General features: G+C 43.4%; 25 protein-coding genes. 10 read left to right on the top strand and 15 right to left on the bottom strand.

Going from position 1 to position 24,325, the window contains the following annotated elements; translation table 11 throughout:
• Window positions 1-38: 38 nt before the first annotated feature.
• On the bottom strand, window positions 39-608 hold the full coding sequence (gene gmk, locus ACFQ3S_RS09930) for a guanylate kinase (protein ID WP_377163867.1): 570 nt from the start codon (window positions 606-608) through the stop codon (window positions 39-41).
• Window positions 609-730: 122 nt separating this feature from the next.
• Complete coding sequence (locus tag ACFQ3S_RS09925; protein ID WP_377163864.1) at window positions 731-1,594, bottom strand: YicC/YloC family endoribonuclease; 864 nt, start codon at window positions 1,592-1,594, stop codon at window positions 731-733.
• 134 nt (window positions 1,595-1,728) lie between these two features.
• Here ACFQ3S_RS09925 and ACFQ3S_RS09920 point away from each other — a divergent pair, with 134 nt between their 5' ends.
• A complete protein-coding gene (locus ACFQ3S_RS09920) occupies window positions 1,729-2,481 on the top strand; it encodes a hypothetical protein (protein ID WP_377163861.1) in 753 nt (250 codons plus the stop codon).
• Here the strand turns inward: ACFQ3S_RS09920 and ACFQ3S_RS09915 are convergent.
• The 4 genes from ACFQ3S_RS09915 to ACFQ3S_RS09900 all read right to left on the bottom strand — a co-directional run bounded on the left by ACFQ3S_RS09915 (window position 2,453) and on the right by ACFQ3S_RS09900 (window position 5,064).
• Window positions 2,453-2,713 carry a DUF2683 family protein gene (locus tag ACFQ3S_RS09915; RefSeq protein WP_377163859.1) on the bottom strand — a complete coding sequence of 87 codons (261 nt, stop codon included), beginning with the start codon at window positions 2,711-2,713 and terminating at the stop codon, window positions 2,453-2,455. The two genes, ACFQ3S_RS09920 and ACFQ3S_RS09915, sit on opposite strands and share 29 nt — an antisense overlap.
• Before the next feature lie 104 nt (window positions 2,714-2,817).
• Window positions 2,818-3,543 carry a ribonuclease III gene (rnc, locus tag ACFQ3S_RS09910; protein ID WP_377163857.1) on the bottom strand — a complete coding sequence of 242 codons (726 nt, stop codon included), beginning with the start codon at window positions 3,541-3,543 and terminating at the stop codon, window positions 2,818-2,820.
• A gap of 11 nt (window positions 3,544-3,554) precedes the next feature.
• Window positions 3,555-4,808 carry a beta-ketoacyl-ACP synthase II gene (gene fabF / locus ACFQ3S_RS09905; RefSeq protein WP_377163855.1) on the bottom strand — a complete coding sequence of 418 codons (1,254 nt, stop codon included), beginning with the start codon at window positions 4,806-4,808 and terminating at the stop codon, window positions 3,555-3,557.
• A gap of 19 nt (window positions 4,809-4,827) precedes the next feature.
• Window positions 4,828-5,064 (bottom strand): acyl carrier protein, encoded by a 237-nt coding sequence (locus ACFQ3S_RS09900; protein ID WP_377163853.1) that lies wholly within the window; start codon window positions 5,062-5,064, stop codon window positions 4,828-4,830.
• A 156-nt stretch (window positions 5,065-5,220) separates the two neighbouring features.
• Here ACFQ3S_RS09900 and ACFQ3S_RS09895 point away from each other — a divergent pair, with 156 nt between their 5' ends.
• The 3 genes from ACFQ3S_RS09895 (at window position 5,221) to ACFQ3S_RS09885 (ending at window position 8,110) form a co-directional block, all read left to right on the top strand.
• A complete protein-coding gene (locus tag ACFQ3S_RS09895; protein WP_377163851.1) occupies window positions 5,221-5,643 on the top strand; it encodes an IPExxxVDY family protein in 423 nt (140 codons plus the stop codon).
• Window positions 5,644-5,713: 70 nt separating this feature from the next.
• Entirely contained in the window at window positions 5,714-7,150 is a 1,437-nt protein-coding gene (gene pyk, locus ACFQ3S_RS09890; protein WP_377163849.1) for a pyruvate kinase, read from the top strand.
• A 147-nt stretch (window positions 7,151-7,297) separates the two neighbouring features.
• A complete protein-coding gene (locus tag ACFQ3S_RS09885; protein WP_377163847.1) occupies window positions 7,298-8,110 on the top strand; it encodes a DUF3108 domain-containing protein in 813 nt (270 codons plus the stop codon).
• Window positions 8,111-8,227: 117 nt separating this feature from the next.
• On the opposite strand, the gene ACFQ3S_RS09880 is transcribed toward ACFQ3S_RS09885, so the two are convergent.
• The 4 genes from ACFQ3S_RS09880 to ACFQ3S_RS09865 form a co-directional block, all read right to left on the bottom strand.
• Window positions 8,228-8,776: an NUDIX hydrolase gene (locus ACFQ3S_RS09880; RefSeq protein ID WP_377163845.1), complete on the bottom strand. Its 549-nt coding sequence runs from the start codon at window positions 8,774-8,776 to the stop codon at window positions 8,228-8,230.
• 158 nt (window positions 8,777-8,934) lie between these two features.
• On the bottom strand, window positions 8,935-9,723 hold the full coding sequence (locus ACFQ3S_RS09875; protein WP_377163843.1) for a TPM domain-containing protein: 789 nt from the start codon (window positions 9,721-9,723) through the stop codon (window positions 8,935-8,937).
• A gap of 12 nt (window positions 9,724-9,735) precedes the next feature.
• Entirely contained in the window at window positions 9,736-10,167 is a 432-nt protein-coding gene (locus ACFQ3S_RS09870) for a TPM domain-containing protein (protein ID WP_377163841.1), read from the bottom strand.
• A 130-nt stretch (window positions 10,168-10,297) separates the two neighbouring features.
• Window positions 10,298-10,876, bottom strand: coding sequence for a LemA family protein (locus ACFQ3S_RS09865; RefSeq protein WP_377163839.1), 579 nt, complete (start codon window positions 10,874-10,876; stop codon window positions 10,298-10,300).
• 134 nt (window positions 10,877-11,010) lie between these two features.
• On the opposite strand from ACFQ3S_RS09865, the gene ACFQ3S_RS09860 reads away from it, so the two are divergent.
• Entirely contained in the window at window positions 11,011-13,314 is a 2,304-nt protein-coding gene (locus tag ACFQ3S_RS09860; protein ID WP_377163837.1) for a GH92 family glycosyl hydrolase, read from the top strand.
• Window positions 13,315-13,901: 587 nt separating this feature from the next.
• Window positions 13,902-14,960, top strand: a complete 1,059-nt coding sequence (locus tag ACFQ3S_RS09855; protein WP_377163835.1) for an AAA family ATPase — start codon at window positions 13,902-13,904, stop codon at window positions 14,958-14,960.
• Window positions 14,961-15,015: 55 nt separating this feature from the next.
• Here the strand turns inward: ACFQ3S_RS09855 and ACFQ3S_RS09850 are convergent, their stop codons facing one another.
• Window positions 15,016-15,552: an alpha-ketoglutarate-dependent dioxygenase AlkB gene (locus tag ACFQ3S_RS09850; protein WP_377163832.1), complete on the bottom strand. Its 537-nt coding sequence runs from the start codon at window positions 15,550-15,552 to the stop codon at window positions 15,016-15,018.
• Between the two features lie 52 nt (window positions 15,553-15,604).
• Here ACFQ3S_RS09850 and ACFQ3S_RS09845 point away from each other — a divergent pair, with 52 nt between their 5' ends.
• Together ACFQ3S_RS09845 and ACFQ3S_RS09840 are read left to right on the top strand one after the other, a co-directional pair.
• The gene (locus ACFQ3S_RS09845) at window positions 15,605-16,195 is read left to right on the top strand and encodes a hypothetical protein (protein WP_377163830.1); all 591 of its coding nucleotides are present in this window, start codon (window positions 15,605-15,607) and stop codon (window positions 16,193-16,195) included.
• Complete coding sequence (locus ACFQ3S_RS09840; protein WP_377163828.1) at window positions 16,195-17,199, top strand: hypothetical protein; 1,005 nt, start codon at window positions 16,195-16,197, stop codon at window positions 17,197-17,199. The genes ACFQ3S_RS09845 and ACFQ3S_RS09840 overlap by 1 nt, the downstream gene beginning before the upstream one ends.
• A gap of 97 nt (window positions 17,200-17,296) precedes the next feature.
• On the opposite strand, the gene ACFQ3S_RS09835 is transcribed toward ACFQ3S_RS09840, so the two are convergent.
• The 3 genes from ACFQ3S_RS09835 to ACFQ3S_RS09825 all read right to left on the bottom strand — a co-directional run bounded on the left by ACFQ3S_RS09835 (window position 17,297) and on the right by ACFQ3S_RS09825 (window position 20,480).
• Window positions 17,297-17,848, bottom strand: coding sequence for an REP-associated tyrosine transposase (locus tag ACFQ3S_RS09835; protein ID WP_377163826.1), 552 nt, complete (start codon window positions 17,846-17,848; stop codon window positions 17,297-17,299).
• A 278-nt stretch (window positions 17,849-18,126) separates the two neighbouring features.
• Window positions 18,127-19,092, bottom strand: a complete 966-nt coding sequence (locus tag ACFQ3S_RS09830) for an AAA family ATPase (protein WP_377163824.1) — start codon at window positions 19,090-19,092, stop codon at window positions 18,127-18,129.
• A gap of 8 nt (window positions 19,093-19,100) precedes the next feature.
• Window positions 19,101-20,480 (bottom strand): peptidylprolyl isomerase, encoded by a 1,380-nt coding sequence (locus tag ACFQ3S_RS09825; protein WP_377163822.1) that lies wholly within the window; start codon window positions 20,478-20,480, stop codon window positions 19,101-19,103.
• A 163-nt stretch (window positions 20,481-20,643) separates the two neighbouring features.
• Here ACFQ3S_RS09825 and ACFQ3S_RS09820 point away from each other — a divergent pair, with 163 nt between their 5' ends.
• Together ACFQ3S_RS09820 and rdgB are read left to right on the top strand one after the other, a co-directional pair.
• Window positions 20,644-21,252, top strand: coding sequence for a hypothetical protein (locus ACFQ3S_RS09820; protein ID WP_377163820.1), 609 nt, complete (start codon window positions 20,644-20,646; stop codon window positions 21,250-21,252).
• Between the two features lie 2 nt (window positions 21,253-21,254).
• Complete coding sequence (gene rdgB, locus ACFQ3S_RS09815; RefSeq protein WP_377163818.1) at window positions 21,255-21,842, top strand: RdgB/HAM1 family non-canonical purine NTP pyrophosphatase; 588 nt, start codon at window positions 21,255-21,257, stop codon at window positions 21,840-21,842.
• Between the two features lie 113 nt (window positions 21,843-21,955).
• Here the strand turns inward: rdgB and ACFQ3S_RS09810 are convergent, their stop codons facing one another.
• The gene (locus tag ACFQ3S_RS09810) at window positions 21,956-24,283 is read right to left on the bottom strand and encodes an OstA-like protein (protein ID WP_377163816.1); all 2,328 of its coding nucleotides are present in this window, start codon (window positions 24,281-24,283) and stop codon (window positions 21,956-21,958) included.
• Between the last annotated feature and the right edge of the window lie 42 nt (window positions 24,284-24,325).

Raw genomic sequence — 24,325 nt, 5'->3', positions numbered from 1 at the left:
CCGGTTTGTCAACTGCAAACTACCAACTGCAAACTGAACTATCCTTTCAAAAAGTCACCCACTAATTGTTCGGCTTCCTTGCAAGCTACATCTAACTCAAAATTTTTCAGGATCACATCAAAACGCGGGGCGTAATTCAGTTCTTTTTCAGCCTTATCAAAACGCTCTTTCAGCTTGGCTTCGCTATCTGTACCCCGGCCTGTTAAACGCTCTTTCAACACTTCTAACGATGGGGGTTGTACAAATATAGCCAGCGCTTGGTCTTGGTACTTACGTTTCAGGTGCAGACCGCCCTCTACGTCAATATCAAAAATAACAGTTTTGCCTTTAGCCCAAATACGCTCAATCTCCTGGCGCAGGGTACCGTAAAAAGTACCCGTGTAAACTTCTTCAAATTCTACGAACTGCTTTTTGGCAATGCGGTGCAAAAATTCTTTAATGCTGATAAAATAATAATCCTGCGCATGTACCTCGTCGCCACGTTTTTCTCGCGTGGTAGCCGATATAGAAAATTCCAGTTCGGGAAACTTAGTAAGCAGGTGATGTACAATGGTGGTTTTACCAGCGCCAGACGGAGCAGAAAATATGAGCAGTTTACCTTGGGGCATGAGTACTATTTGGTTTGCAAATGTGCGAATGTGCAGATATGCAGATTTTTAATTATTTGATCAGTTATTGCTTTACCTCATTTGCACTTTTGCACATTACCGCATCTGTACATCTTACTCAACTACAATACGTTCAGCAATTGTTCTTTTATCTTTTCGAGTTCTTCTTTCATGCCTACTACCAGTTTTTGCATGGCGGCATCGTTAGCTTTAGAGCCCAGGGTATTAATTTCGCGGCCAATTTCCTGCGAAATGAAGCCCAGCTTTTTACCGTTTGCATCCGGGCTTTTCAGCGTTTCTAAAAAGTAAAGGCAGTGGGTTTTCAGGCGTACTTTCTCTTCAGTTACGTCCAGTTTATCAATATAATAAATGAGTTCCTGCTCAAAGCGGTTCTTGTCAATATTATCGCCACCTATGGCATCGGCCAAGTATTGGTTCAGGCGTTCACGGATCAATGGAATACGTTTTGGCTCTTCTATTTCCACCAGTTCCAGGTTGTGCATAATGGTTTGAATACGACCGGTCACTTCCTGTTGCAGCACATTGCCTTCATCGGCCCTAAATTGCTGAAAGTTTGCCAGCGCCTGTTTAAAGGTACTGTCTACCAGCTTCCATTCTTCTTCGCTAATAGTATCTTCGGTATATTTAACTACTTCGGGTAAACCTAAAGCCAGTTGTAATAGGTTGCCGCCCGGCTCGTTCAGCTCATCGCTTACAGCTTTAAGCTGATCATAATAATGTTTAAGGAGTTTGGTATCTATACCGGCAGCTTTAAGTACCGATCCGGCTTGCTCTACATTAATACTAAGGTTTACTTTTCCGCGTTCAATTTGTTTATTGCACTCGGTGCGCAGCTGAAATTCCTTTTCAGAAAAAGCTTTGGGGATTCGCAGGGAAAGTTCCAGAAACTTGCTGTTCAGGGATTTGATCTCAACGGTGTACTTAGTGCTGCCAGCATCGTGGGCTGCAATTCCATACCCTGTCATGGATTTTATCATGTGCAAAGATAGGGTTTTTTACTTAATCTGTGATTTGGTACCGGGCAAATGAGTGGGTGATTTGTAAAGCTTAACCTTTTTTAACAGACAGCTGCCAGCATTAATATGTAAATTTGCCTATAATGAGAATACTGTGCGGGCTGCCTAAAGCTATTTTATTGGGAATTGGAGTTGTTTTACTGCCTTTTTTTGCTTCTGCACAAACCATAATACCCATTACCGGCATCACTTATAATAACAAAACATCCGACCGCGTAGCGCAGGTAACCATTACCAATTTGCAACACCCGGTGTTGGTGTACAGCTCAGATGTGGGCATGTTCAGCATCACTGCCGCCCCTACCGATACACTTTTATTTTCAAAAGCCGGCTTTACCGATCAGCGGCTAATTGTTAAAGAGCAAAAACAGATAATGGTGTTTATGGTGCCCGCCCTGCAGTTAGATGAAGTTTTTGTAAAGGCTAAAACCAAGAAACAGGAGCAAAAAGAAATTATGGACACCTACCGCAGCAAGGGTATTTATTATAATGGGAAACCGCCTGCTTTATCTTTCCTATCCTCACCAATTACAGGTTTTTATGAGTTGTTTGGAAAAGGACCCGGACAAGCACGTCATTTTGCGGCGCAAATGCAGCGTGAAAATCAGCAAACCGAAGTTAATAAACGCTATACGGTAGAACTGGTTAAACGAATCACCAAACTGCCCGATGAAGAGATCCAGCAATTTATGCTGATGTATAGTCCGCCCTACCCCGAAGTTTTAAAGTGGAATGATTATGAAGTGATCCTATTTATTAACCGGAGTATGTTAGGGTATAATAAGAGTAAGACTTTGCCGCCCTTGCCTAAGCTGAATAGTAATCCAGGATCGTAAGTCTATGGTCGGTTAGTCCGTGAGATGTAGTGTGCTTAATTGATATTTCTCCAACAGCAATTTTAGTCCCTTTGCCATTCTTAATATCTTCTTTACCTTGAAGGATCTTTTTTACAAACGCAGGGTCATAAGGGCTCTTTTCTGACTTGAAGTCAATTTTTAGTGCTTTAATAAAAGCCTTTAAAGCTGCAAGTTGTTCTTTAGTTTTGGGATGTACAATTAGCGTCTCCATACACAAACTTAAAAAAGATTTGCAGCAGAATGCTTGTCAAAATCTTGATAACAACAAATTTGAATTTTATCTTAATAACTAACGGACTCGCCCGACTTCTTAACTCAAATCCCCAACGCTTCACAGGCCTTTTCAGCAGCTAATTTTTCGGCGTTCTTTTTACTAAATTCTTTACCCAGGCCCATAATATCGCCATCAATATTTACCTGTACGGTAAATAATTTATTGCTTTCGCCGTCCTGGTTTTGGGTAAGTTCAAAGAGCACATCTTTGCCGTGGCGCTGGCACCATTCAATCAGTTTGCTTTTAAAGTTAGTCTCGGTTTGTTCGAGGGTATGGATATCGATATGTGCCTTAATGATATGGTTAATAAGGAAGCTCTTGGTAAAATCGTACCCCTTATCCAAATAAACGGCACCAATCAGGGCCTCAAAAGCATCGCCCAGTAACGAGCCCTGGCGGGTTGAATTGACCATGCGGTTATCATATTGTATCAACTGATCGAACCCCAGCTTACGGGCCAGCTGGTTTAAATTATTGCGGTTAACAATTTTAGAACGCAGTTCGGTTAAAAAGCCTTCATCTTCATAAGGGTACATTTTAAAAAGCACCTCGGCCACTACGCTACCTAAAACAGCATCGCCCAAAAACTCTAAACGCTCATTACTGTTTTTAACACCTTTTTTTACAGACTGAGCAACCGATTTATGCCTGAAAGCCAAACGGTATAAAGACAAATTGCCCGGCACAAAGCCGAGCAAATTCTTTAATGATTTTACGTATTTTCTATGAGGCGATAAGTAAAGCTTGTATAACCGGCTAATTGGCATTAAAACGAATTTTATTCTTCGTATTTTTTAAATATTACCGAAGCATTATGCCCACCAAAGCCAAAACCATTGCTTTGTGCAGCCCTAACCACACGGTGCTGAGCCTTATTAAACGTAAAATTAATACGCGGGTCAAAGGCAGGATCGTCGGTAAAATGATTAATAGTGGGCGGCACCAAATCATTTTTGACGGCTAAAATAGCCGCTATTGCTTCCACCGCACCAGCTGCTCCCAGCAAATGCCCGGTCATAGATTTGGTTGAACTAATGTTTATTCGATATAACTCGTCGCCGTAAGCTTCCGATATAGCTTTAATCTCTTGCGGGTCACCTATGGGAGTTGATGTACCGTGTACATTTACATAATCAATGTCTGCAGGAGTCATACCCGCATCTTCCAGGGCCGCTTTCATTACCAGGGCCGCGCCCAAACCTTCAGGGTGCGGAGCCGTCATGTGGTAAGCATCGGCACTCATACCCCCGCCCATCATTTCGGCATAAATTTTTGCTCCACGCGCTTTAGCGTGTTCCAGTTCTTCCAGTATAATGGTTCCGGCACCTTCACCAGCTACAAAACCATCACGGTCTAAATCAAACGGACGTGAAGCTGTAGGCGGGTCGTCATTACGTGTGCTGAGGGCATGCATGGCGTTAAACCCACCTATGCCCGCTTCGTTAATAATGGCTTCGGAACCACCGCTGATAAACATGTTGGCCCTGCCTAAACGAATATAGGTAAAAGCATCTATTAAAGAATTGTTGGATGAAGCACACGCCGATACGGTGGTAAAATTTGGTCCCCTTAAACCATATTTAATAGAGATATGCCCGGGAGCAATATCAGCTATCATTTTAGGAATAAAAAAAGGGTTAAAGCGCGGCGTACCATCACCCTTGGCAAAGTTAACCACTTCATCCAAAAATGTTTTTAACCCCCCGATACCCGAACCCCAGATTACACCAATACGATTGGTATCCAGTTTGTTGAAATCTAATCCCGCATCCTTAACTGCCTCTTCGGTAGAGTATAAAGCATACTGCACAAAAGGATCCAACTTTCGGGCATCCTTGCGGCCCAAAAATGCATCGGCATCAAAATTTTTAACTTCGCACGCAAACTTTGTTTTAAAGTGCGTGGTATCAAAACTTTTAATGAAGGCAGCACCACTCACCCCATTGATCAAACCGTTCCAGTATTCTGCAACTGTATTTCCAATAGGAGTAAGCGCGCCAAGCCCGGTTACTACTACTCGTTTAAACTCCATCTAATATTATTGAGGAAGCTTATTTAACGTTTTTTTCCAGATAAGCGATAGCTTGACCTACCGTACCAATAGTTTCGGCCTGATCGTCAGGAATAGCCACGTTAAATTCTTTTTCAAACTCCATGATCAGTTCCACGGTGTCTAATGAGTCAGCACCTAAGTCGTTGGTGAAACTTGCTTCAGGTGTAACTTCACCTTCGTCAACACCTAATTTTTCCACGATTATTGCTTTTACTCTTGAAGCGATATCAGACATAATAATTTTATGTTAAATGATTAAATAAAAATTCTGTGCAAAGAAAAATAAATTTAGTTAAATATCAAATCTAAAATCTTAGCATTTCATTACAACAAAAATTTACCACTACGGTTTCTCTTTTGTAATTTTACAGCTCAAATATATATATTCATTTTGACCAAAAAGGTTTTAAAATTTGAGATTGATCTGGACTTTGTGCTGATCGCCATTAATACCCCCTTAAAAGACTACCGGGTTTGCCACTTTATTAACAAATATCTTTATTTTAATTTAAAAAAAACGCCCGATCTAGCAGTTGATATTTATCAGGGAGTTACCGAACCAGCCCTGTTTTCTATATACCATTACCAATGGGAAACTACCGAAACCGATTTCTATTTTATAGCCAATAAAGGCCCTGAAGGCCTCTTAATACCCGAAATGCGTGAGGTAGATTACTTTTTTATGATCAAAAATTTTATAGACGATACCGACCTTAACACCATCATTAGTACGCTAAACAAGATACCCGAAATTATGGCCGCCGTAAAGATTGAACCTAAAAAGATAAAATCACGTGAAAATCTTTTATTTTAGCGCAAATTTTAAAAGTGTACTCTGTACACACTTAACACGTTAATTAATTACGATCAGATAAAACCAATATATGAAATTATCTTATAACAGAACTAAAATTGTGGCTACCATGGGCCCAGCATCGGCAAAAAAAGATGTTTTACTGGCCATGATAAAGGCCGGTGTGACCGTTTGCCGGCTGAATTTTTCGCACGGCAGGGCCGAAGATCATCAAAAAACCATTGATCTGATCCGTGAAATTAATGAACAATATAAAACTAACATCGCCATTCTTGCCGATTTGCAAGGCCCTAAAATCCGTATTGGCCTCGTAAAAGACGGCGGCATTCACCTGGTGAACGGAAAGCACATTAACATTACCACCAAAGAAGCCATTGGTGATGAGAGCAATATTTACATTACTTACGATACTTTTCCGCAAGATGTACAGGCTAACGAGATCATTTTATTAGATGATGGCAAATTGCAGCTTAAAGTAATTGAAACCAACCGCAAAGATACCGTAGTATGCGAGATCATTCACGGAGGCATTTTAACTTCGCGTAAAGGTGTTAACCTGCCTAATACCAAAGTATCTATCCCAAGCCTAACCGAAGAAGACCTGATCAACCTGCAGTTTGCCTTACAAAACGATGTGGAGTGGATAGGTTTATCGTTTGTACGTACCGGTGAAGATATTGTAGAACTAAAGCGTATTATTAGCCGTAGCGGTAAGGCATCGCGTGTAATTGCAAAGGTTGAAAAACCCGAGGCTATTGATAATATTGATGCCATTATTGCGGCTACCGATGGCGTAATGGTTGCCCGTGGCGATTTAGGCGTGGAAATGCCTTTAGAAGAAGTGCCTTTGCTGCAAAAAATGATAGCCCGTAAGTGCCGTGCGGCATCGAAACCGGTTATTGTTGCTACGCAGATGCTCGAAAGCATGATCACCACTCCGCGCCCAACACGCGCCGAGGTGAACGATGTAGCTAACTCTGTATTGGATGGTGCTGATGCGGTGATGCTGAGCGGCGAAACCTCTGTAGGTGAGTTCCCGGTTATAGTAATTGAAACTATGGCCAAAATTGTACGTAACGTAGAAGAGCGTGGTTATCCGTTTAACGCGCCAAAAGAAGCACGAGAAGATTCCTCAAATCCAAATTATTTGAGCAACGCGGTTTGCGAGTCGGCTGTACACTTATCACAGCATACCAATGCGGTAGGTATCGTATCTATGACTTTTTCGGGTTATACCGCTTTTGAAATTTCGAGCCACAGGCCTAAGGCTAATACGTACATTTTTACTTCTAACAGGCAACTGCTAAATGCGCTGAGTTTGGTTTGGGGGGTTAAGGCTTTCTTTTACGATGAGCGCGAAAGTACCGACAAAACCATCAGCGATGTAAATAGCATCCTTATTGGCGAAAACCTGGTAGAGCGTGGAGATGTGGTGATTAACACAGCTGCCGTTCCTATTATTGCTTTAGGCAAAACCAATATGCTTAAAGTAACAGTTATAGAATAAGTTAATTTGTAAATAAACAGAAAAAGCCACTTTCAGGAGCGGCTTTTTTTGTTAATACCATCCCCGGTACAGATGATATTGAGGAGAATACCGGTGCCTTTTTGTAACAGTTGAGCGGTTTCATCATCTTACATAAAACCTCATCAAATGTTCAAAAAACTTCAAAAAACCGCATTATTATTCATGGTACTGGGGGCGGGTGTTGTAAGCAGCGCATTAGCCCAAACTCCAGTAGATACCCTAACCCCGGGAAGTGGAAAGCTACTGTCATCGGCATTAAAACCCGGAATAAGGCAGTACCTGGTTTACACACAGCAAACAGCTAAAAGCAAAATGCTCGGCCTCAGCTATTGGGTTCGCGATGTTAAAGCAGGACAGCGCAATGGCGAGAAAGTGATCATGATCACTCAGCACTGGTACGGTACCGATACCCTTAATTATCGTACAACGTACTCGGTAAACCGCGCTGCCGGTTTTGCGCCCATTTATCATACCGAAACCCTGCACGGTGATACCCGTGCCTTTAACTGGGGGCCAACGCAAATTACCGGTGCCGATACCGTGGCCGCCAACGCACTCAAAACCTTTAAGCTTGATTTTAAGGTTCCTGCATTTAATTGGAACCTGGACATTGAAACCTTTGAACAACTGCCCCTGGCGGCTGGTAAAGCATTTGCCATTAGCTTTTATGATGCCGGGGTTAGTCAGCCTAATTTTGTGCTCTATAAGGTAAACGGCAGTGAAATACTGACCTTGTTTGATAACACCAAAACAGATTGCTGGATACTACTTACCGAAGGTAAAGCACCCAACGGTACTGCTTATACTCAATCCTTTTGGATCAGTAAAAAAGGGCACGAATTTATAAAAGAAGAAGACCGTTATGGTGGTAATACCCGCGTTAAGATCAAGCTTGCTGGTGCAGCACCTAATGTGGTGGCTGCATATAAAATCAATTAACACCCTAACTAAACTTATTAATTATTAAAAAACAAAGCTGATCTATGATACAGGCCGTTTTACTCAGGTTTTATAATAAACAGCTGAAAGATAAGTATTTAAAAAAACCGTAAACTACTATAATTCACCCAGCTTCATCAGCGCATAAAATAACGTAGTGCAATGCAAAGCCTGCGTTATTTTATTACCGGCCAGTAGTTGCTTTACCTCGTTAATGGTATATTCTTCAATAATAATCTGCTCGTGTTCGTCCAGGTGCTGGTCTTGTATCTTCTTACCACCCCGTGCCAAATAACAATGAGTTAAATTATTAGCAGTTGATGGATTGGCGTGCAGCTTACAAAGTAATTCCAAATTATCAAACTGATAGCCCGTCTCTTCCAGCAGTTCACGCTTCATGCCAATTTCCGGGGATTCGCCTATTTCAATAACACCGCCCGGAATTTCTAAAGAAACCATACCTGCGGCATGACGGTACTGGCGTACCATAATGATCTTATTGTCTTCAGTTAAAGCTACGGCATTTGCCCAGTCGGGGTATTCCAAAACATAATAAGCGGGTACTATACGACCATCTGGCATCCGGCACTTATCGCTGCGAAGGGTAGCCCAGGGACCTTTATGTAAGTACTCAGAACTCAGGACTTGCCACTTTAATTCAGGCATGATGTGTTAATAAATTTAAAGTAAAGTTTTGTAATCCCCCCCTCGGGGGGGGGGTGCGGTTGGCATTGCGCAAATGCAGGGGTGGGGTCATTCGCCAAGCGGCTAAAAGCCGAGCCGAAGAACACACCCCTACCCCTCTCAAGAGGGGAATAAGACTACTACCAGCTGCCGCTGCTTCCGCCTCCGCCACTGCTTCCGCCGCCAAAACCACCGAAGCCGCCACCGCCGCCACCGCCAGAGAAACCTCCCCAGTCGCTGCCGCTGCTACGACCACCGCCGCCCAGCATATTGCCGGCTAAGAACCACCAAAACGGACTCGCACCACCACGGCCACCAATAATTTGGCCGCCACCACCGCCACCGCGCCCTTTAAATATCAGGATGAGCACGACTATAATAATAACGATGATAATAGCCGGACTGCCGCCACCGCCTTTGCCACGGCGTTGAGCTTTAGGCTCGGCTTTAAATTCACCTTTGGTGGCTTTAATAATATCATCGGTTGCCTGGTCTAACCCGGCAAAGTAATTACCAGCCTTAAAGTTAGGCTTTATATCTTTTTGAATAATTTGCTGGGTAAGCGCATCGGTTACGCTTCCCTCAACACCGTAACCGGTTTGTATGGTAACTTTACGGTCGTTAATGGCGGCTAGGATGAGTACGCCGTTATTTTTGCCCTTTTGTCCAATACCCCATTCGCGTATCAATAAAGCACCGTACTGGCTAATATCATAATCGCCAACCGATTTAATGAGCACAACAGCAATTTGGGTAGAGGTAGAATCGTTAAAGGCTACCAGCTTACTTTCCAGTTGCTGTTTTTCACCGGCCGAGAGGGTGTTGGTATAATCGGTAACCAGCGTGGTGGATTTAGCCGGAAAATCCTGCGAAAAAGCCATAAGGCTTATCAGCATTACCTGAAGCAGGAAGAATATTTTTTTAAACATCTTATAATAAGGTTATTCGCCGTCCATGTAGGCAATGTCGTCCGATAGTTCATTTTTATCGCCGGCTTCAAACGGAAAGTATTGGCGTAACTGCTTACCGGCTCTATCAATACCCGTAACAATACCTTGCGCCAGGTTGCCTTCTTTAAAGCAGGTGAGCATGGCTTCCTTGGTTTCGTCCCAAAAATTGGCAGGTACTACTTTATTGATACCGGCATCGCCAATAATGGCAAATTTATGATCGGCCGTGGCTAAATAAATAAGCACACCGTTACGCAACTTGGTCTTATCCATTTCCAGCTTAAAAAAGTAGCCTGCGGCCCGGTTAAGCGGATCTTCGGAACAGCTTTTTTCTACACAAATCCTGATCTCGCCCGAAGTATTCTTTTCGGCACGTTCAATAGCCTGCCTAATGAGCTGCTGTTCCTGGTCGTTAAATGCCATAGTATTTATGTGATTACACCGATTTTTGTTTGATTACACCGATTTTTAAAATGATTGCACCGATTAGTTGATGATTACACCGACATTTAGCATCGGTGTAATCTCAAATTGAATGAGTGTAATCCAAAAATTAAAATTCTACCTTAGGCGCATTTTTAGCAGCGGCATCGGCTTCAAAGTATCCCTTAGGAGCAAAACCGAACATTTTAGCGGTTAAATTATTAGGGAAAGCGCGCAGTTTACTATTGTAGGCCTGTACTGAGTTATTAAAATCTATACGGGCTACGCTGATCCGGTTTTCGGTACCTTCTAACTGTCCTTGCAAGGCGGTAAAGTTATCGTTAGCGCGCAGGGTAGGGTAATTTTCGGTAACACTTAATAAACGGCCCAGGGCGGTACTCAACTCACCTTGTGCCTGTTGGTATTTTTGAACGGTTTCAGGTGTTAATTTTGAGGCATCAACTTGTACAGATGTTGCTTTAGCACGGGCTTCGGTAACTTCGGTCAGGGTACTTTTTTCAAAGTTGGCTACACCTTTTACGGTAGCTACCAGGTTGGGTATCAGATCGGCACGACGCTGATACTGGCTTTGTACGGTTCCCCATTTGGCTTTGGTATCTTCATCCAATTTTACCATACTATTATAGCCGCAGGAGCTGAAAGACATAGCTACCATTGCAAACAGGATAGCGGAAAGTAATTTCTTCATGTTTAGTCTGAATTTTTTTGTTTAAAGTTGAACTTTGTAATTAGATTACAAATGCTATACCGTTGTTACGATATAACGTATTTATGCCAATATGGCAATTATAATTGGTTTTAAAACCCTTAACATTTTTAAAAGTGCAAAAACACTATACACTATTTCTTATAATGTCATCATTAGGGTTTACTACTGTGGCTCAAAACAAACCGGCCGAAAAACTGGTACCATACGTTAAACCCATTATTGGCACCCAGCGCATGGGCCATACTTACCCCGGCGCCACCGTGCCTTTTGGTATGGTACAGGTAAGCCCCGAAACCGATACCGCCAGTTACGAGCTCAACGGCAAGTATAACCCTAAAGTATATGAATACTGTGCCGGTTACCAGTACAACGATAAAACCATTACCGGTTTTAGTCATACCCATTTTAGCGGTACCGGCCACTCCGACCTGGGCGACTTTTTAGTGATGCCTACCGTTGGTACTGTAAAATTAAACCCCGGCACGGTTGATAAACCGGGCAGCGGCTACCGTTCCCGTTTTTCGCATCAGAATGAAGTGAGCCAGGCGGGCTATTACAAAGTAAAACTCGACGACCCTAACGTGTTGGCCGAAATGACCGCCAGTACCCGTGTTGGTTTTCACCAGTACACTTTTCCGCAAAGCGATCAATCGCATATTGTGTTAGACCTTACCGCCGGTATTTATAATTATACCGATAAAAACGTGTGGACGTATGTACATGTTATTAACGATACCCTGGTAACCGGTTTCCGCCAAACCAATGGCTGGGCTAAAAACCGGGTGTTGTATTTTGCCATGCGTTTTTCTAAGCCGTTCACCTCGCATGGTTTCCGCAACGAGAGCACCCGCCAGGTTTACCGTGGTTTTTGGGGTAAATTCAATCAAAATAAAAACTTTCCTGAAATTGCCGGCCAGCGTATAAAAGCATATTTCGATTTCAAGACCACCGATGGCGAAAAGGTCAAAATTAAAATGGCACTATCGCCGGTAAGCATGCAGGGAGCCTTAAACAATATGGCTGCCGAGGTACCAGGCTGGGATTTTGAAAAAGTAAAGGCCGATGCCCAGCAGCAATGGGAAAAAGAGCTGGATAAGATCGTGATACAATCGAACAGCAAAGCGACAAAGGAAAACTTTTATACCGCCATGTACCATACACTCATTAACCCTACCATATATATGGATACGGATGGGCAATATAAAGGCGTAGATCAGAACGTACACCAGGCCAAAGGTTTTACCAACTATACCACGTTTTCGTTATGGGACACCTACCGTGCGCTGCATCCGCTGTTTAATATTATAGCGCCCAACCGCAATAACGATATGGTAAAAAGCATGCTGGCCCACTATGAGCAAAGCCCGGAACACATGTTGCCGGTATGGTCGAACTCGGGTAACGAAAACTGGTGCATGTCGGGTTACCACAGTGTTTCGGTTGTGGCCGATGCTATTATTAAAGGCAACACCGCTGGTATAGATGTCAATAAAGCCCTCGAAGCCTGCGTGACCACCGCCCGCAAACGCGATTACGAAGGCATTGGTTATTATATAGATAAGGGATATATCCCCGATGAGCGCAACGGCACTTCCGTATCGAGCACGTTAGAGTATGCTTACGACGACTGGTGTATTGCGCAACTGGCTAAAAAGTTGGGCAAGCCGGATATTTACGAGGAGTTTAACAAACGTGCACAGAATTACAAGAATGTGTACGATAAGGCGTCGGGCTTTATGCGCCCGCGACTGGCCGATGGCACCTTCCGCCCAAAGTTTGACCCGCTGACCACTATTGGGCAGGGTTTTATTGAAGGCAATGCCTGGAACTATACCCTGTTTGCCCCGCAAGATCCTAAAGGATTAATTGAAATTATGGGCGGAAACAAGCGGGTGATCCCTTATCTCGATTCGTTATTCACCATGCACCTGCCCGATAAATTTTTTGAAGAAACGGAAGACATTACCCGCGATGGGATCATTGGCAACTACGTGCATGGCAACGAACCCTCGCACCATGTGGCTTACCTGTACAACTGGACCAACCAACCTTGGAAAACCCAGGAACGTGTACGCATGATCCTCCCGAAAATGTACAAACCCACGCCCGATGGCTTGGGCGGAAACGACGATACCGGCCAAATGAGCGCCTGGTTTATTTTTACCAACCTGGGTTTCTACCCGATGTCGCCGGGTAACGACGAATATGCGCTGGGCAGTCCGGCTGTAAACGGCGCAGTCATTAACTTGCAAAGCGGCAAAAAGTTCACGGTTATCGTAAAAAACCAAAGCGATAAAAATGTGTACGTGCAAAAGGTGCTGCTGAATGGTAAACCGTTAACCGGCCTATCTATTAAGCATGCTGATATTATGAACGGGGGAGAGGTGGTGTTTTTTATGAGCGGGAAGCATAGGTAGGGTGTGAGTGGTGAGTAGAGAATGGTGGTCGGTGTTATTACCACACACTTTTTACTTTTTCCCACTACACCTAAGATAGATAGTTCAGGAACTACTGACCAAACCCAGCAATAACAACCGCACCAGCATTGCTGCTTATTGAAGCGCCGAGGGATTGAGCCAGCGCAAAATTGCGGGTGAGTTGAGGTTGTCGGTTGGAATTGGTGAATACGTTGTTGAAGGGTGGTGGGTAGGTATTCAGATACTACGGATAGCGGAAGTGTTCACGCCGTAAGTGTAGGTCATTATTTATAAAACCTTATTAAACCGCGCTTTTCCTCATTTGGGCAAACTTTTGCTGTTGGATGCACGAGCCAATTCGACTCATTTTTGGCCAAAAGTGTTCACATGTTAACGCTTATGAACGGTTTTCGAACACTTTCGTGAACGATTTTTAGGATATTTTTTATCAAGCTGTTCGCTTCATCCCTCCTCGGGGAGGGCAAGGGAGGGGTTTCACCAAGCTCCACTTGTGACAAAACAGTGGCACCACTTTTACGGAAACCGTTATTTATATTTGTGGTCTCCACCTCAATTTTCTTCCCCTTATGTACTCTTCTAATCTGGAGGGCCTGCCGGTCCTCGAACGCGAGATGATCTCTGCCCCGTGTGTAAATAATGCGCTACCGGTTGCCTCACCCTTTGCCCACGACCGCTTGCAGGAAGCTGCCGCCAATTTGCTGACCCTGCGTACCGCGCCCGACTGGATGCGGCAAGAGCAATACACCAAGCCGCCCTTGCAGCTGTTTGGTGAGTTTTGGTACGAAAACGAACTGAGTATTTTGTTTGCCGATACCAACATGGGCAAATCGGTGCTGGCAGTGCAAATAGCCAATAGCCTAACCCGTAATGAACCTATTGAACCGTTGCGCATGCAAACCGGTTACCGAACGGTGCTATATCTCGATTTTGAACTTTCGGCCAAGCAGTTCGAGCAGCGTTATACCTCTACGGGCGAACCTTACCCGTTTAGCACCTCCTTTCACCGGGCGCAGCTGAACCAGCACGAACCCTTGCCCGAAGGTATTAACCGCACGCAGGTAATGCTCAACGCCATAACCCAGGCGGTTGAAAAGGTGCGACCCTCGGTGCTTATTATTGATAATATTACCTGCCTGAGCCATACCGCCCACGCAACCGGGGCACTCACCTTAATGGAACATTTAAAAGGCCTGAAAGAACGACACCAACTCTCTATATTGGCACTGGCCCATACGCCCAAGCGCAAAACCGGCATGGCCATTACCACTAACGATTTACAGGGCAGTAAACTCCTGCTCAACTTTTGCGATAGCGCCTTTGCCATTGGTGCCGGCCTGCACGGACAACGCTACCTTAAACAAATCAAACAGCGCAATACGGCCGGCGTTTACGGGGCCAACAACGTATGCCTGCTCCAACTCCACAAAACCAAAGATTTCTTACAGTTCCGCTTTACGGGTAACACTACCGAACAGCAACTCATCAACAAACCCAGCAACACCGCTGGCAACCACCGCGCCGGTATGGCCGCTTATTTAAGCGCCCAGGGATTAAGCCAGCGCAAAATTGCTGCGGAGTTAGGGGTGTCGGTGGGGTTGGTGAATAAGTTGTTGAAGGGTGGGTAGTCAGAGACTACCAGCATAGTAGTCCGTAGTCTGAGACTACGGACAGCGGGGGGAGTTAACATGTCAGCTTCCTAAAAGTAATACTAATCCTTTCGTTATCGACTTCAGAATTATCTATTGGTAGTACAGCATGCAACCATTCATTCTGTAGTTCGGCAGTCATATGCATAAACGATTTTGGCTCCATTAATTCATCATTTATTGCTCCTGTAAATTTATTTTTGAAACGCATTGTTCTTTGATTTCCAAGTGATAGGATAGTAATTCCTGTAGACTGTACAAGAATGTCTGTTCTATCTGAATGAAACCCCATAAAAGAACTACTATTATCGTAAAAATTTATCAAGCAATTATTAGGACGATAACCTAATTTAGGTGAGAGATCGTCTATCACTCGCTCAATGTAGAATGGAAAATCTAAATACTTATAATTGATATTGGAATAATTATAGGGAATTCCAAATGATGCAGTTTTTCTTGATTTGAAACTTCTATCCCAATTTACACTTTCTTTAACAGCATTGAAAAGATTCCCATAGATATCTCCAATTGCTTTAAATATCAAGATACTATCGTTGAAACTTTGAATCATTGTTTAAAGTTACTAACTTGTCGGAAGACTTTATAATATTATACTAATTTAAGTGCCTCGTCAAGATATTAACGGAAATAATTTTAATCATTATCTAAATTTCCCAAATGACCCTATGGTCAAAAATATTGAATTTGCAGCTGGAAAGACTTTTTTTGGTAAAATGGAATTTCCTAATTGCTATCTCACTGATATTGCAATTCCACCAATTGAACATTTTATGAACTTTCCTCAAGACTATGAAAATCATGATTGCCATTATATAGATCAGCAGTGTGATTATTATAAACTCAATATAGGAGCCAAAAGATTTGACAATATCATTTTTTGCAATCCTTTCGAGGTAGGATTCAGAGGAAGATTTGAAACTAAAGACTTTTTGGAAACAGCTCACACAATGCTTTCTGAAGACGGAACAGTAATCGTTTTAGGTAGTTCGACCAACCAGTGGAGCCAGTATAGAAACTTAAATAGGCATTACAACTATTTAATAGAGTCTAATAATTTAGCATATAAATTTACATTTGAATTTCAAACTATTGATGAAACCCATCCGTATAGGCATAATCATCAATTTTATATTACCGACCTTTCGACATTTACTATACCAAATGAATTGATCAAAATTAAACGAGCGAACTGATGGAAAATATAACATCAATAAATAAGTCATTAGATAATTTTGAATTTTCTGAAAGCTATCGTGGAAAGGCATTTGTAAAAAACTTTAACAGCCATGTGGATTCTTTAATGGAAACCTGTTCGAGCCTCTACGATCTTCCTGTAATTGAGGATCCTAACTTCAACTTTACCAATTTAATTTATTGGCAATTTGAAGCGCTGATTTTAGAAAAACTTGACGATGTGATAGAGCAGGATGTACTCAATGCTTTAGACAATCTTGAAGACAAGCTATACTCAACATTAATTAAGAATCTTGGACAATTTTATAGAAACGGAAACACCAACTGGATTAATAAGATGCTGGATATGACTATAAATAACATCGTCCTTGCAGCAAAATATGAATATTTTTCGCAAAGAGACCATTTTAAAAATCCGTGGATTGATGCTATGGGCATCCTTATTGATAATAAATTAATTTATACCTTTTCTGATGATGTTACTGAACTCAAAGGCTTGGGTTTAAAAATCAATCAAAAGGAAAGCCAATTAGTGTCGGATAAGTTAATAGGTGTTGCTGGTAAGGGGCATAAGAAAGATTTCGCAACTGGTTATTTTAGAGATCTCACTGCACTAAGAAACATGCTTTATAATATATTAGATTCTCAAAACAATAACAGTTCTAATCCACTTAAACGAGAAAAAATTGTAGATGAAATTCGAACAATGGGAATTAAAGAGAGTGAATTAAGCGATAATAATATTCAGAGCTGGTTGATTAATCCTTTAAAAAGAAGCAACAGAATTGGTTCCAATAAAGACGGTTATTTTGTCATAAAAAACTCAGATGATCTTATTATATCTTACAATAGTCATTTTGAAAATTTTAAGGGCTTTTATAGAACTTTGGAAAGGCACAAAAGGCTCGCGAAACAGTACGACATTCCTGAAGCTATTCTGAACAAGCATAATAGTTTTATTCAAGACTTAAATACTGATAAAAACACAGGCAGTAATTCATAGATTAATACTATGGACAGTGCAATAAATTTAAACCCCGCGCTGTTCGAAGTCTCTGACTTCGAACCCCTATGCCCGTAGTCTCCAGACTACCGGTCTATCAATAAATACAATCCACATCAATAATCTGATCTATACCGGCATAGTTAGCCGCACTGCTATAAACGTAATCTTCGGGCCGGTAAACCCAGCCAGCCTTAACCGGATTTTGGTGTATGTAATCGATCTTTTGCTGCATAAAATCGGGCGAGGTTAACTCGATGTAATGGTTGTCGTGTTCCCAAAGCTGGTAGCGTTCGTTACGACTATGGCGCGAGGCATAATACTTAAACTGGTGCAGCATCCATTCGCGCCTGCTTTCGGTACCGTTCTCTTCAATCTCCTTTAAAATTTGAGTGGCGGTGAATTTCTTACAATCGCGCACAAAGGCACTGATGCTGCAACCCTCATTAACCGATACAATTACATGCACATGGTTAGTCATGATAACATAGGCGTGCAAACGCAGTCCTTTATGTTGCTGGCAATATTTTAACGATTCAATAAAAATATCACGGTAGCTCAATCGGCTAAAAACATCTATCCACCCTACCACCGTAAAGGTCATGTAATAAATGGCCTGCTGATTGTGTATGATATAGCCTTTGCGCATAATTATAGTACGGCAAAGTAGTAAATTGAATTTAAATTAGGTAGTCTGAAGACTACCGGCATATTAGTCCGTAGTCGGAGACTACGGACAGCGCGCTGAGACAACGCGTTTTTAGCTGCGCAGGACTCGCGGAAGTTTCCTCGCACATTGCGCTGTTCGAAGTCTCCGACTTCGAACGCCTATGCACGTAGTCTTCAGACTACGGACAGCGCGGGAGACTACCGAACAATAAAAAAGGCCTCGTTCACACGAAGCCTTTTTAAATATCTGAAGCAATTCTAAAACAATTGCTCAATAATATCATCCGTTGATAACCCTTCGGCTTCGGCGTGGTAACTGCGCACGATGCGGTGCCTTAAAATGGGTTTGGCTACGGCTTGCACGTCTTCAATATCGGGGGAGTACTTGCCACTAATGACGGCGTGGCATTTGGCACCTAACACCAAAAACTGCGAAGCACGGGGCCCTGCGCCCCAGTTAAGCAAACGCTTGATTTGCGGCGTGGCAAACTCGCCCTGCGGACGGGTTTTTGATACCATCCGCACAGCGTATTCCAGTACATGATCGGATACCGGTATATTGCGAACCAATTGCTGAAACTCAATGATCTCGCGGGCACTAATGATTTTGTTCAGTTCCACCACGTTAGTACTGGTGGTGTTTTTTACCACCTGCAATTCTTCGGCAAAGGTAGGATAGCTCAGCGTTACATTGAACATAAAGCGGTCCAGCTGGGCCTCGGGCAGTGGGTAGGTACCTTCCTGCTCAATAGGGTTTTGGGTAGCCAAAACAAAAAAGGGCTTATCTAACTGGTGGGTAACACCGGCTGCGGTCACCGCTTTTTCCTGCATGGCCTCTAACAGCGCGGCCTGGGTTTTAGGCGGGGTACGGTTTATTTCATCGGCCAAAATAATGTTGGAGAAAATGGGGCCCCGTATAAACTTAAAGTGACGGTCTTCCCCCAAAATTTCGGCACCAATAATATCCGATGGCATCAGGTCGGGCGTAAACTGTACGCGGTTAAAGTTGAGGTCTAACACGCGGGCAATGGTTTGCACCAGCAAGGTTTTAGCCAGGCCGGGCACGCCAACCAGTAAACAATGTCCGTTACTAAAAATAGAGATCAGTACCGATTTTACAACCTCATCCTGGCCAACAATTACTTTACCTATTTCGGCTTTAATGTTTTGATAAGCCTGCTTTAAGGCATCAGCTGCTTCTACTTCGTTACGGTATGACGACATGTTATGTATTAAGGCTTAACTTGAGCGGTTTGCGGTGTGCTAACCCAATCTTTCAACTCCTTGCACGATTGAAACTCTGGATCGATACGTACAAAGGTGTTCTTTCTTTTCTTTTCAAACCACTCGCTTACCGTACGGTTAAATTTATCGGCTTGGGCGTTTTCTTTAATTTTAGGCAGATCCTGCGCCAAATTAGCCTTGTGCGCATCCGTTACCGAACGCAGCAATAAGATCTTGTAGGTAGATTTCTGGTCTTGCGGATTGGTAAACAATTGCGGTTTGGAGATGCTGCCCACTTTCATGGTATCCACAATTAGCGCTACTTGCGGGTCCAGTTTATCCGTAGGTATCAGGGTCGAACGCGATTGTACATTCTCGGCATTGAGCAGCATGCCGCCATTGTACTTGGTTTCCTTATCATCGGAGTACACAGATGCGGCCGTAGAAAAATCAACCTGCTTATTGGTTTTAATAAGCGTATAAATGCTATCGGCTTTGGCCCTGGCCCGCTCCAGGCTGCCTGGTGTAATTACAGGCGTTACTAAAATATGGCGGGCATGCACCTGCTCGCCGCGGCGTTCAATAACCTGCAAAAAGTGAAAGCCGAATTCGGATTCAAATACCGGAGAAATTTCACCCGCTTTTAATTTAAACGCGGTTGCCGAAAACTCCTTTACCATACCTGTACGGTCAAAAAAGCCCAAATCGCCACCATCGGGCGCCGAACCCGGATCCTGCGAATATAAACGGGCTATAGTACCAAAATCTTCTCCGTTTTTTACCCGCGTACGTAAGCCTTCGGCTTTATCCTTATAAAATTGTTTTTCTTCTTTATTCAGTTTAGGTTGAAATACAATTTCTCCAACTTCCACCTCTTTGTTGTACGATGGCAAACTGTCTTTAGGAATGGCATCAAAAAAGCGTTTCACTTCCTGCGGGGTAACGCTTACTTTTTCGGTAATTTTTCCCTGCATTCTTTCTGCAACCAGGCCTTCTCTAACATCCGCACGTATTTCGTCTTTATATTGAATAACCGAACGGCCTAAAAACTGCTCCAGCCTTTCCTGCCCACCGGCACGCTGCATCATGCCGCGCATCCGGCGGTCTATAGAGCCATCTACGTCATCGTCAGTCACCGTAACACTATCAATAACAGCTTGCTGGGCAAGCAGCTTTTGGGTAAGCAACCGGCTTAACGCCAAACATTTGATCGACTCGTTGGGCTGGCCTCCATTAGCCAGGTACTGGGCATATTGTAACTCTATATCCGATTTTAAAATAATGCTTCCGCCTACCACACCAGCAACCTTATCGAGCGTGCTGCGTTGGGCATAGGCCAAGGTAAATGTTAATAAACAACTCAAAAAAATAATTCCAAACTTTCTCATGTACACTTTAATTGAGCGCTTGCCTTCATTACGGCAAGTGCTTGAAATAAACCTCCGAATTTCGTAAAAAATCTGAACTTCGGCGGCATAAATATGTCATTATATACCTATGGCATAATATTATGCGAATATGCCCATAAACCCTCACTTGCTTTAGCTATTTTTGTTAAAAATTGTTAAAGTGAAACTGGATACACCACTTGCCCAATTACGTTACTTTTTGCAGGATGAACTTTACCTGTTAAAAGGCGATATGCAGAGCTACCGCAACCCGGATGCTCCTCAAACTGCTACTGTTGAGCCTGCATTTGCTGCCGCTGATATGGAAGCTGACACCACTACTGCTTCTGCCAGTCCAACAACGTCTGCTATAATTGAACAAACGTACGCCCCAACGTTTAAGTACTTAGGCAATAATCAAAAAAGCTTTTTAATACTCACCCATTATCCTGCCGAACAATTTATAGCCGAAGCGCACTTAACTGCACTGCTCAATACCGTTACCCGTTTAAACTTCAGCCAGGATGATGTGGCAATTGTAAACCTTTCGGCAAACCCGGCGGTAAGCTGGCCGCAACTGGCAGACTTTTTTAACCCGGCCAAATTACTCGTACTTGGCGCTGCGGCACTGCCTGCCCAAATGCCGAACCTCAATCAAAATGAGGTGCAGCAACTCAATGCCTGCCTGGCGCTATATACCTTTAGTTTCGATGAAATGATGGGCAATAAAGAAAACACCAAAGCCTTTTGGAACCAGATCAAAACCTTTTAAACATGCCCGTTACCTTAGTATTCGCTACCCACAACCAGCATAAGTTACAGGAAGTAGCTGCCAAAACCGGCGACCTCTTCCTGTTGCAAAGTCTCACTGACATTAACTGCCACCACGATATTGAAGAGAACGGCACCTCGTTCCAGGCCAATGCTTCTATTAAAAGCCATTACATTTTTGATCAATATAAACTTAACTGTTTTGGCGACGATAGCGGCCTGGAAATTGAAGCCCTAAACAACGAGCCGGGTGTGTACTCGGCCCGTTACGCTGGCCAACATGGCAACCACGAGGCTAATATTAACAGAGTACTGAAAAACCTGGAAGGTATTAGTAATCGCAAAGCCCGTTTCCGCACGGTGATTTCCCTGCTATGGAATGGGGAGGAACATTTTTTCGACGGTACGGTTAACGGCACTATCCGCCTGGAAAGGTCAGGTACCGATGGCTTCGGTTACGACCCTATCTTTGAACCCGAAGGCTATACCATTACCTTTGCCGAAATAACCATGGAAGAGAAGAACCGTATTAGCCACCGCGCTATTGCCATGGAAAAGCTACTCGCTTTTTTAAAGGAAGTAGGGGGATAGAGTTAAGAGTACAGAGTCAGGAGTCAAGAAGTAACCCAACCCGCCCATTGAGGCGTGGACGCCTCAATGCAAACATGGTAAGCGTGGACGCCTGATCGGGCGTGTAGGTTTGATTACGGTTTTACCACCCGAGCAGTATCCTTACCTACCTTCTTCTTAACCGAATCTATAACAGCCGGCACCTTCTTCAACGCTGGCAGCTTTGAGCTACCCGGTAAGCCTGGCAACACTTTCAACACACTATCCGTAACCATTTTCGTAGTGGCCGAATCTATTACCGGTAGCGCTTTCCCTGCCGAATCAATAACCGGTTTCTTAGCTCCGGGCAATACAGGTTTACCTTTGCCGGGCGGACTCTTGGCCGGTGTTTTACCGGCTGCTCCTTTTTTACCTGGTGGCTTTAATTTTGTTGGCGATATAATAGCTTCTTTCGATTCGGGCCTTTCCTTGGGTTTCCAAATAAAGCCTTTTAATATCTTGTCGTCATCCACAGCTTTAGCTATAGGCAATATGCGCTGTTCTACCTTGGTGTACAGCGTAATGTTCGATGCTTTGTTATCCTTGAAATTTACCCTTATCCGGCTGCTGATGGAGCGCATCAAATCGGTCACCTCTTTTTTGGTGCTATCGCGGTTGAAATAAATAGTTTCGGCATTGCCATCCACAAACATGCGCTGCAACTTATTGGCTACGAAAAAGCCCCGCATTTTTTTACCGGCCACCTGGTTAAAGTGGGTGGAATCGGGCGCTTCAATGTTTACCGTGAAAGCATTGGGCCACAGGTCCATATTATCGAGCTTTTTGTTTTTCAGCTGCAGGTAAATGGTATCGCCCGATAGTTGCGAGCCTTGAGTCCATATCATAGGGTTTACAAAACACCGCATGGTAGAATCGGCATAACTATAGAACATGGAATCGGCTTTGGATTGCAGGTCCGACTTAAAGATCTTAGCATTATGATGCGCACTTAAAATACGAATGCGCGCCGTATCGCTCAGGTTAAGTTTACGGGTCATGTACACCGAATCGAGCCGGATGTCTTTTGGCTGGGCTACTGCTTTAACCGGTTTTTTAGCCGAAGAATCTTTAGCAATAACCGGCAGCTTCTTCTGCGTAGTATCGGGAGCCTTAGGTGCGCCAAATAAATCGGGTTTTAAAAAGCTCATGTCTATTTTTATATCGGCCGGCGGCATGGCTATCAGGGTTTTAGTGGTAGATACCTTTAAAGGTATTTTTTTAACCGGCTTGGGCTTGTCCTTCAACGACGTGTCCCTGATACCCGAAAGGCGCATTCGTTCCTGTAGTTCGCGCAGTTTTTTGTAGGTTAAAATTTGTGTTTCCAAAGTATCGGCACCCCAGTAAATAGAATCGCGTTTGATACGGGGAGGCGGTTTTATGGCTATCGAATCGGTTGTAAGCGTACCCTTATCGCTTACATGAGTTCCAACCTTCGCAAGTGGCTTGGTATTGGCTGGCACCTTGGGCTTAACAACAGTAGTTTTATCGCGTTTAGCTTTCAGTAAAGGCTGGGCGGCAGTCATCTTGTTTTGCGTGGTGTCGCGTTCTTCGGTTACCATAATTACGTACGGATCCTGTGTTACCACGGCACGTTCATCGGCACGGTAATAGGTTCCCAAATTACCTTTGATAGTCACTTTTTGTTCGTTATCATTAAAGGTAATGTTCCTCACCGCGCGGCCGTACCCCTTTAAGCGGTCATAAAATAAACTATCGCCTTTTAAAGATTTGGTGCCTTGGGTGTACAGGTTATTTTTGCTGAAAAATGCCTGTTCGGTTATGGTGTTGTAATTACCTTTTTCGGTGTACAGGGTATCCTTGTCCTTCCCTAAAATATGCGTAGGACCAAAAAAGTAGGAGATCCGCGTGCCCGAATTATAACGCAGCGTATCTGTTTTTATCACAGCATCAATTGTGGTGAGCACCACATTATACCTGAAATAAGCATCGCGCGTGTTGGCAAAGTAGTAACCGTTTTGACTGATCAGCGTATTATCTTTGTTAACTAACTTACCTCCGCCGGTGTAAGTGCCAATTTTAGTAGCAGTATTATACGTAAGGTAATTGGTAGTTAAAGTGGCATCGCGGTCTACCAGGCGCACATTATTGGTAAGCAGAGCTACGTGCGATGTTCCGTTGTAGTAAAGCTTATCCGAATAAACATTCAGCGTATCGCCCTGGTTTATATGCACATTTCCAAAGGCATCAAAAGAGTTACGCTTAGGGTAAAAATAAGAACTATCGGCCCTCAGGGTAGTATTTTCCTGTCGGAAAGTTCCGTTGTAAACTTTGATCATCTCTTCGTTTACACCCACGCTCCTATCCGACTGAATGATATAAACTATTGATTTTGCAGGTTTCCGTTGTGCCATGGCCGCGGCCGATACCAGTAACAGGATATATATAAAGAGACTTTTTCTCACGCTGCAAAATTAGTTGTTTGGTTGCGGTTATTAAATTAATAA

The organism is Mucilaginibacter terrae (assembly GCF_042679325.1).
Taxonomy (GTDB): domain Bacteria; phylum Bacteroidota; class Bacteroidia; order Sphingobacteriales; family Sphingobacteriaceae; genus Mucilaginibacter; species Mucilaginibacter terrae.
Note: the sequence above shows the minus strand (reverse complement) of the source record. Positions and strands in the feature narration are given on the sequence as shown.

What these genes read in the sequence shown, in the direction of transcription:
- gmk (WP_377163867.1), bottom strand. Translation starts at nt 608, where the DNA reads ATGCCCCAAGGTAAACTGCTCATATTTTCTGCTCCGTCTGGCGCTGGT.
- ACFQ3S_RS09925 (WP_377163864.1), bottom strand. Translation starts at nt 1,594, where the DNA reads ATGACAGGGTATGGAATTGCAGCCCACGATGCTGGCAGCACTAAGTAC.
- ACFQ3S_RS09920 (WP_377163861.1), top strand. Translation starts at nt 1,729, where the DNA reads ATGAGAATACTGTGCGGGCTGCCTAAAGCTATTTTATTGGGAATTGGA.
- ACFQ3S_RS09915 (WP_377163859.1), bottom strand. Translation starts at nt 2,713, where the DNA reads ATGGAGACGCTAATTGTACATCCCAAAACTAAAGAACAACTTGCAGCT.
- rnc (WP_377163857.1), bottom strand. Translation starts at nt 3,543, where the DNA reads ATGCCAATTAGCCGGTTATACAAGCTTTACTTATCGCCTCATAGAAAA.
- fabF (WP_377163855.1), bottom strand. Translation starts at nt 4,808, where the DNA reads ATGGAGTTTAAACGAGTAGTAGTAACCGGGCTTGGCGCGCTTACTCCT.
- ACFQ3S_RS09900 (WP_377163853.1), bottom strand. Translation starts at nt 5,064, where the DNA reads ATGTCTGATATCGCTTCAAGAGTAAAAGCAATAATCGTGGAAAAATTA.
- pyk (WP_377163849.1), top strand. Translation starts at nt 5,714, where the DNA reads ATGAAATTATCTTATAACAGAACTAAAATTGTGGCTACCATGGGCCCA.
- ACFQ3S_RS09885 (WP_377163847.1), top strand. Translation starts at nt 7,298, where the DNA reads ATGTTCAAAAAACTTCAAAAAACCGCATTATTATTCATGGTACTGGGG.
- ACFQ3S_RS09880 (WP_377163845.1), bottom strand. Translation starts at nt 8,776, where the DNA reads ATGCCTGAATTAAAGTGGCAAGTCCTGAGTTCTGAGTACTTACATAAA.
- ACFQ3S_RS09875 (WP_377163843.1), bottom strand. Translation starts at nt 9,723, where the DNA reads ATGTTTAAAAAAATATTCTTCCTGCTTCAGGTAATGCTGATAAGCCTT.
- ACFQ3S_RS09870 (WP_377163841.1), bottom strand. Translation starts at nt 10,167, where the DNA reads ATGGCATTTAACGACCAGGAACAGCAGCTCATTAGGCAGGCTATTGAA.
- ACFQ3S_RS09865 (WP_377163839.1), bottom strand. Translation starts at nt 10,876, where the DNA reads ATGAAGAAATTACTTTCCGCTATCCTGTTTGCAATGGTAGCTATGTCT.
- ACFQ3S_RS09855 (WP_377163835.1), top strand. Translation starts at nt 13,902, where the DNA reads ATGTACTCTTCTAATCTGGAGGGCCTGCCGGTCCTCGAACGCGAGATG.
- ACFQ3S_RS09850 (WP_377163832.1), bottom strand. Translation starts at nt 15,552, where the DNA reads ATGATTCAAAGTTTCAACGATAGTATCTTGATATTTAAAGCAATTGGA.
- ACFQ3S_RS09840 (WP_377163828.1), top strand. Translation starts at nt 16,195, where the DNA reads ATGGAAAATATAACATCAATAAATAAGTCATTAGATAATTTTGAATTT.
- ACFQ3S_RS09835 (WP_377163826.1), bottom strand. Translation starts at nt 17,848, where the DNA reads ATGCGCAAAGGCTATATCATACACAATCAGCAGGCCATTTATTACATG.
- ACFQ3S_RS09830 (WP_377163824.1), bottom strand. Translation starts at nt 19,092, where the DNA reads ATGTCGTCATACCGTAACGAAGTAGAAGCAGCTGATGCCTTAAAGCAG.
- ACFQ3S_RS09825 (WP_377163822.1), bottom strand. Translation starts at nt 20,480, where the DNA reads ATGAGAAAGTTTGGAATTATTTTTTTGAGTTGTTTATTAACATTTACC.
- rdgB (WP_377163818.1), top strand. Translation starts at nt 21,255, where the DNA reads ATGCCCGTTACCTTAGTATTCGCTACCCACAACCAGCATAAGTTACAG.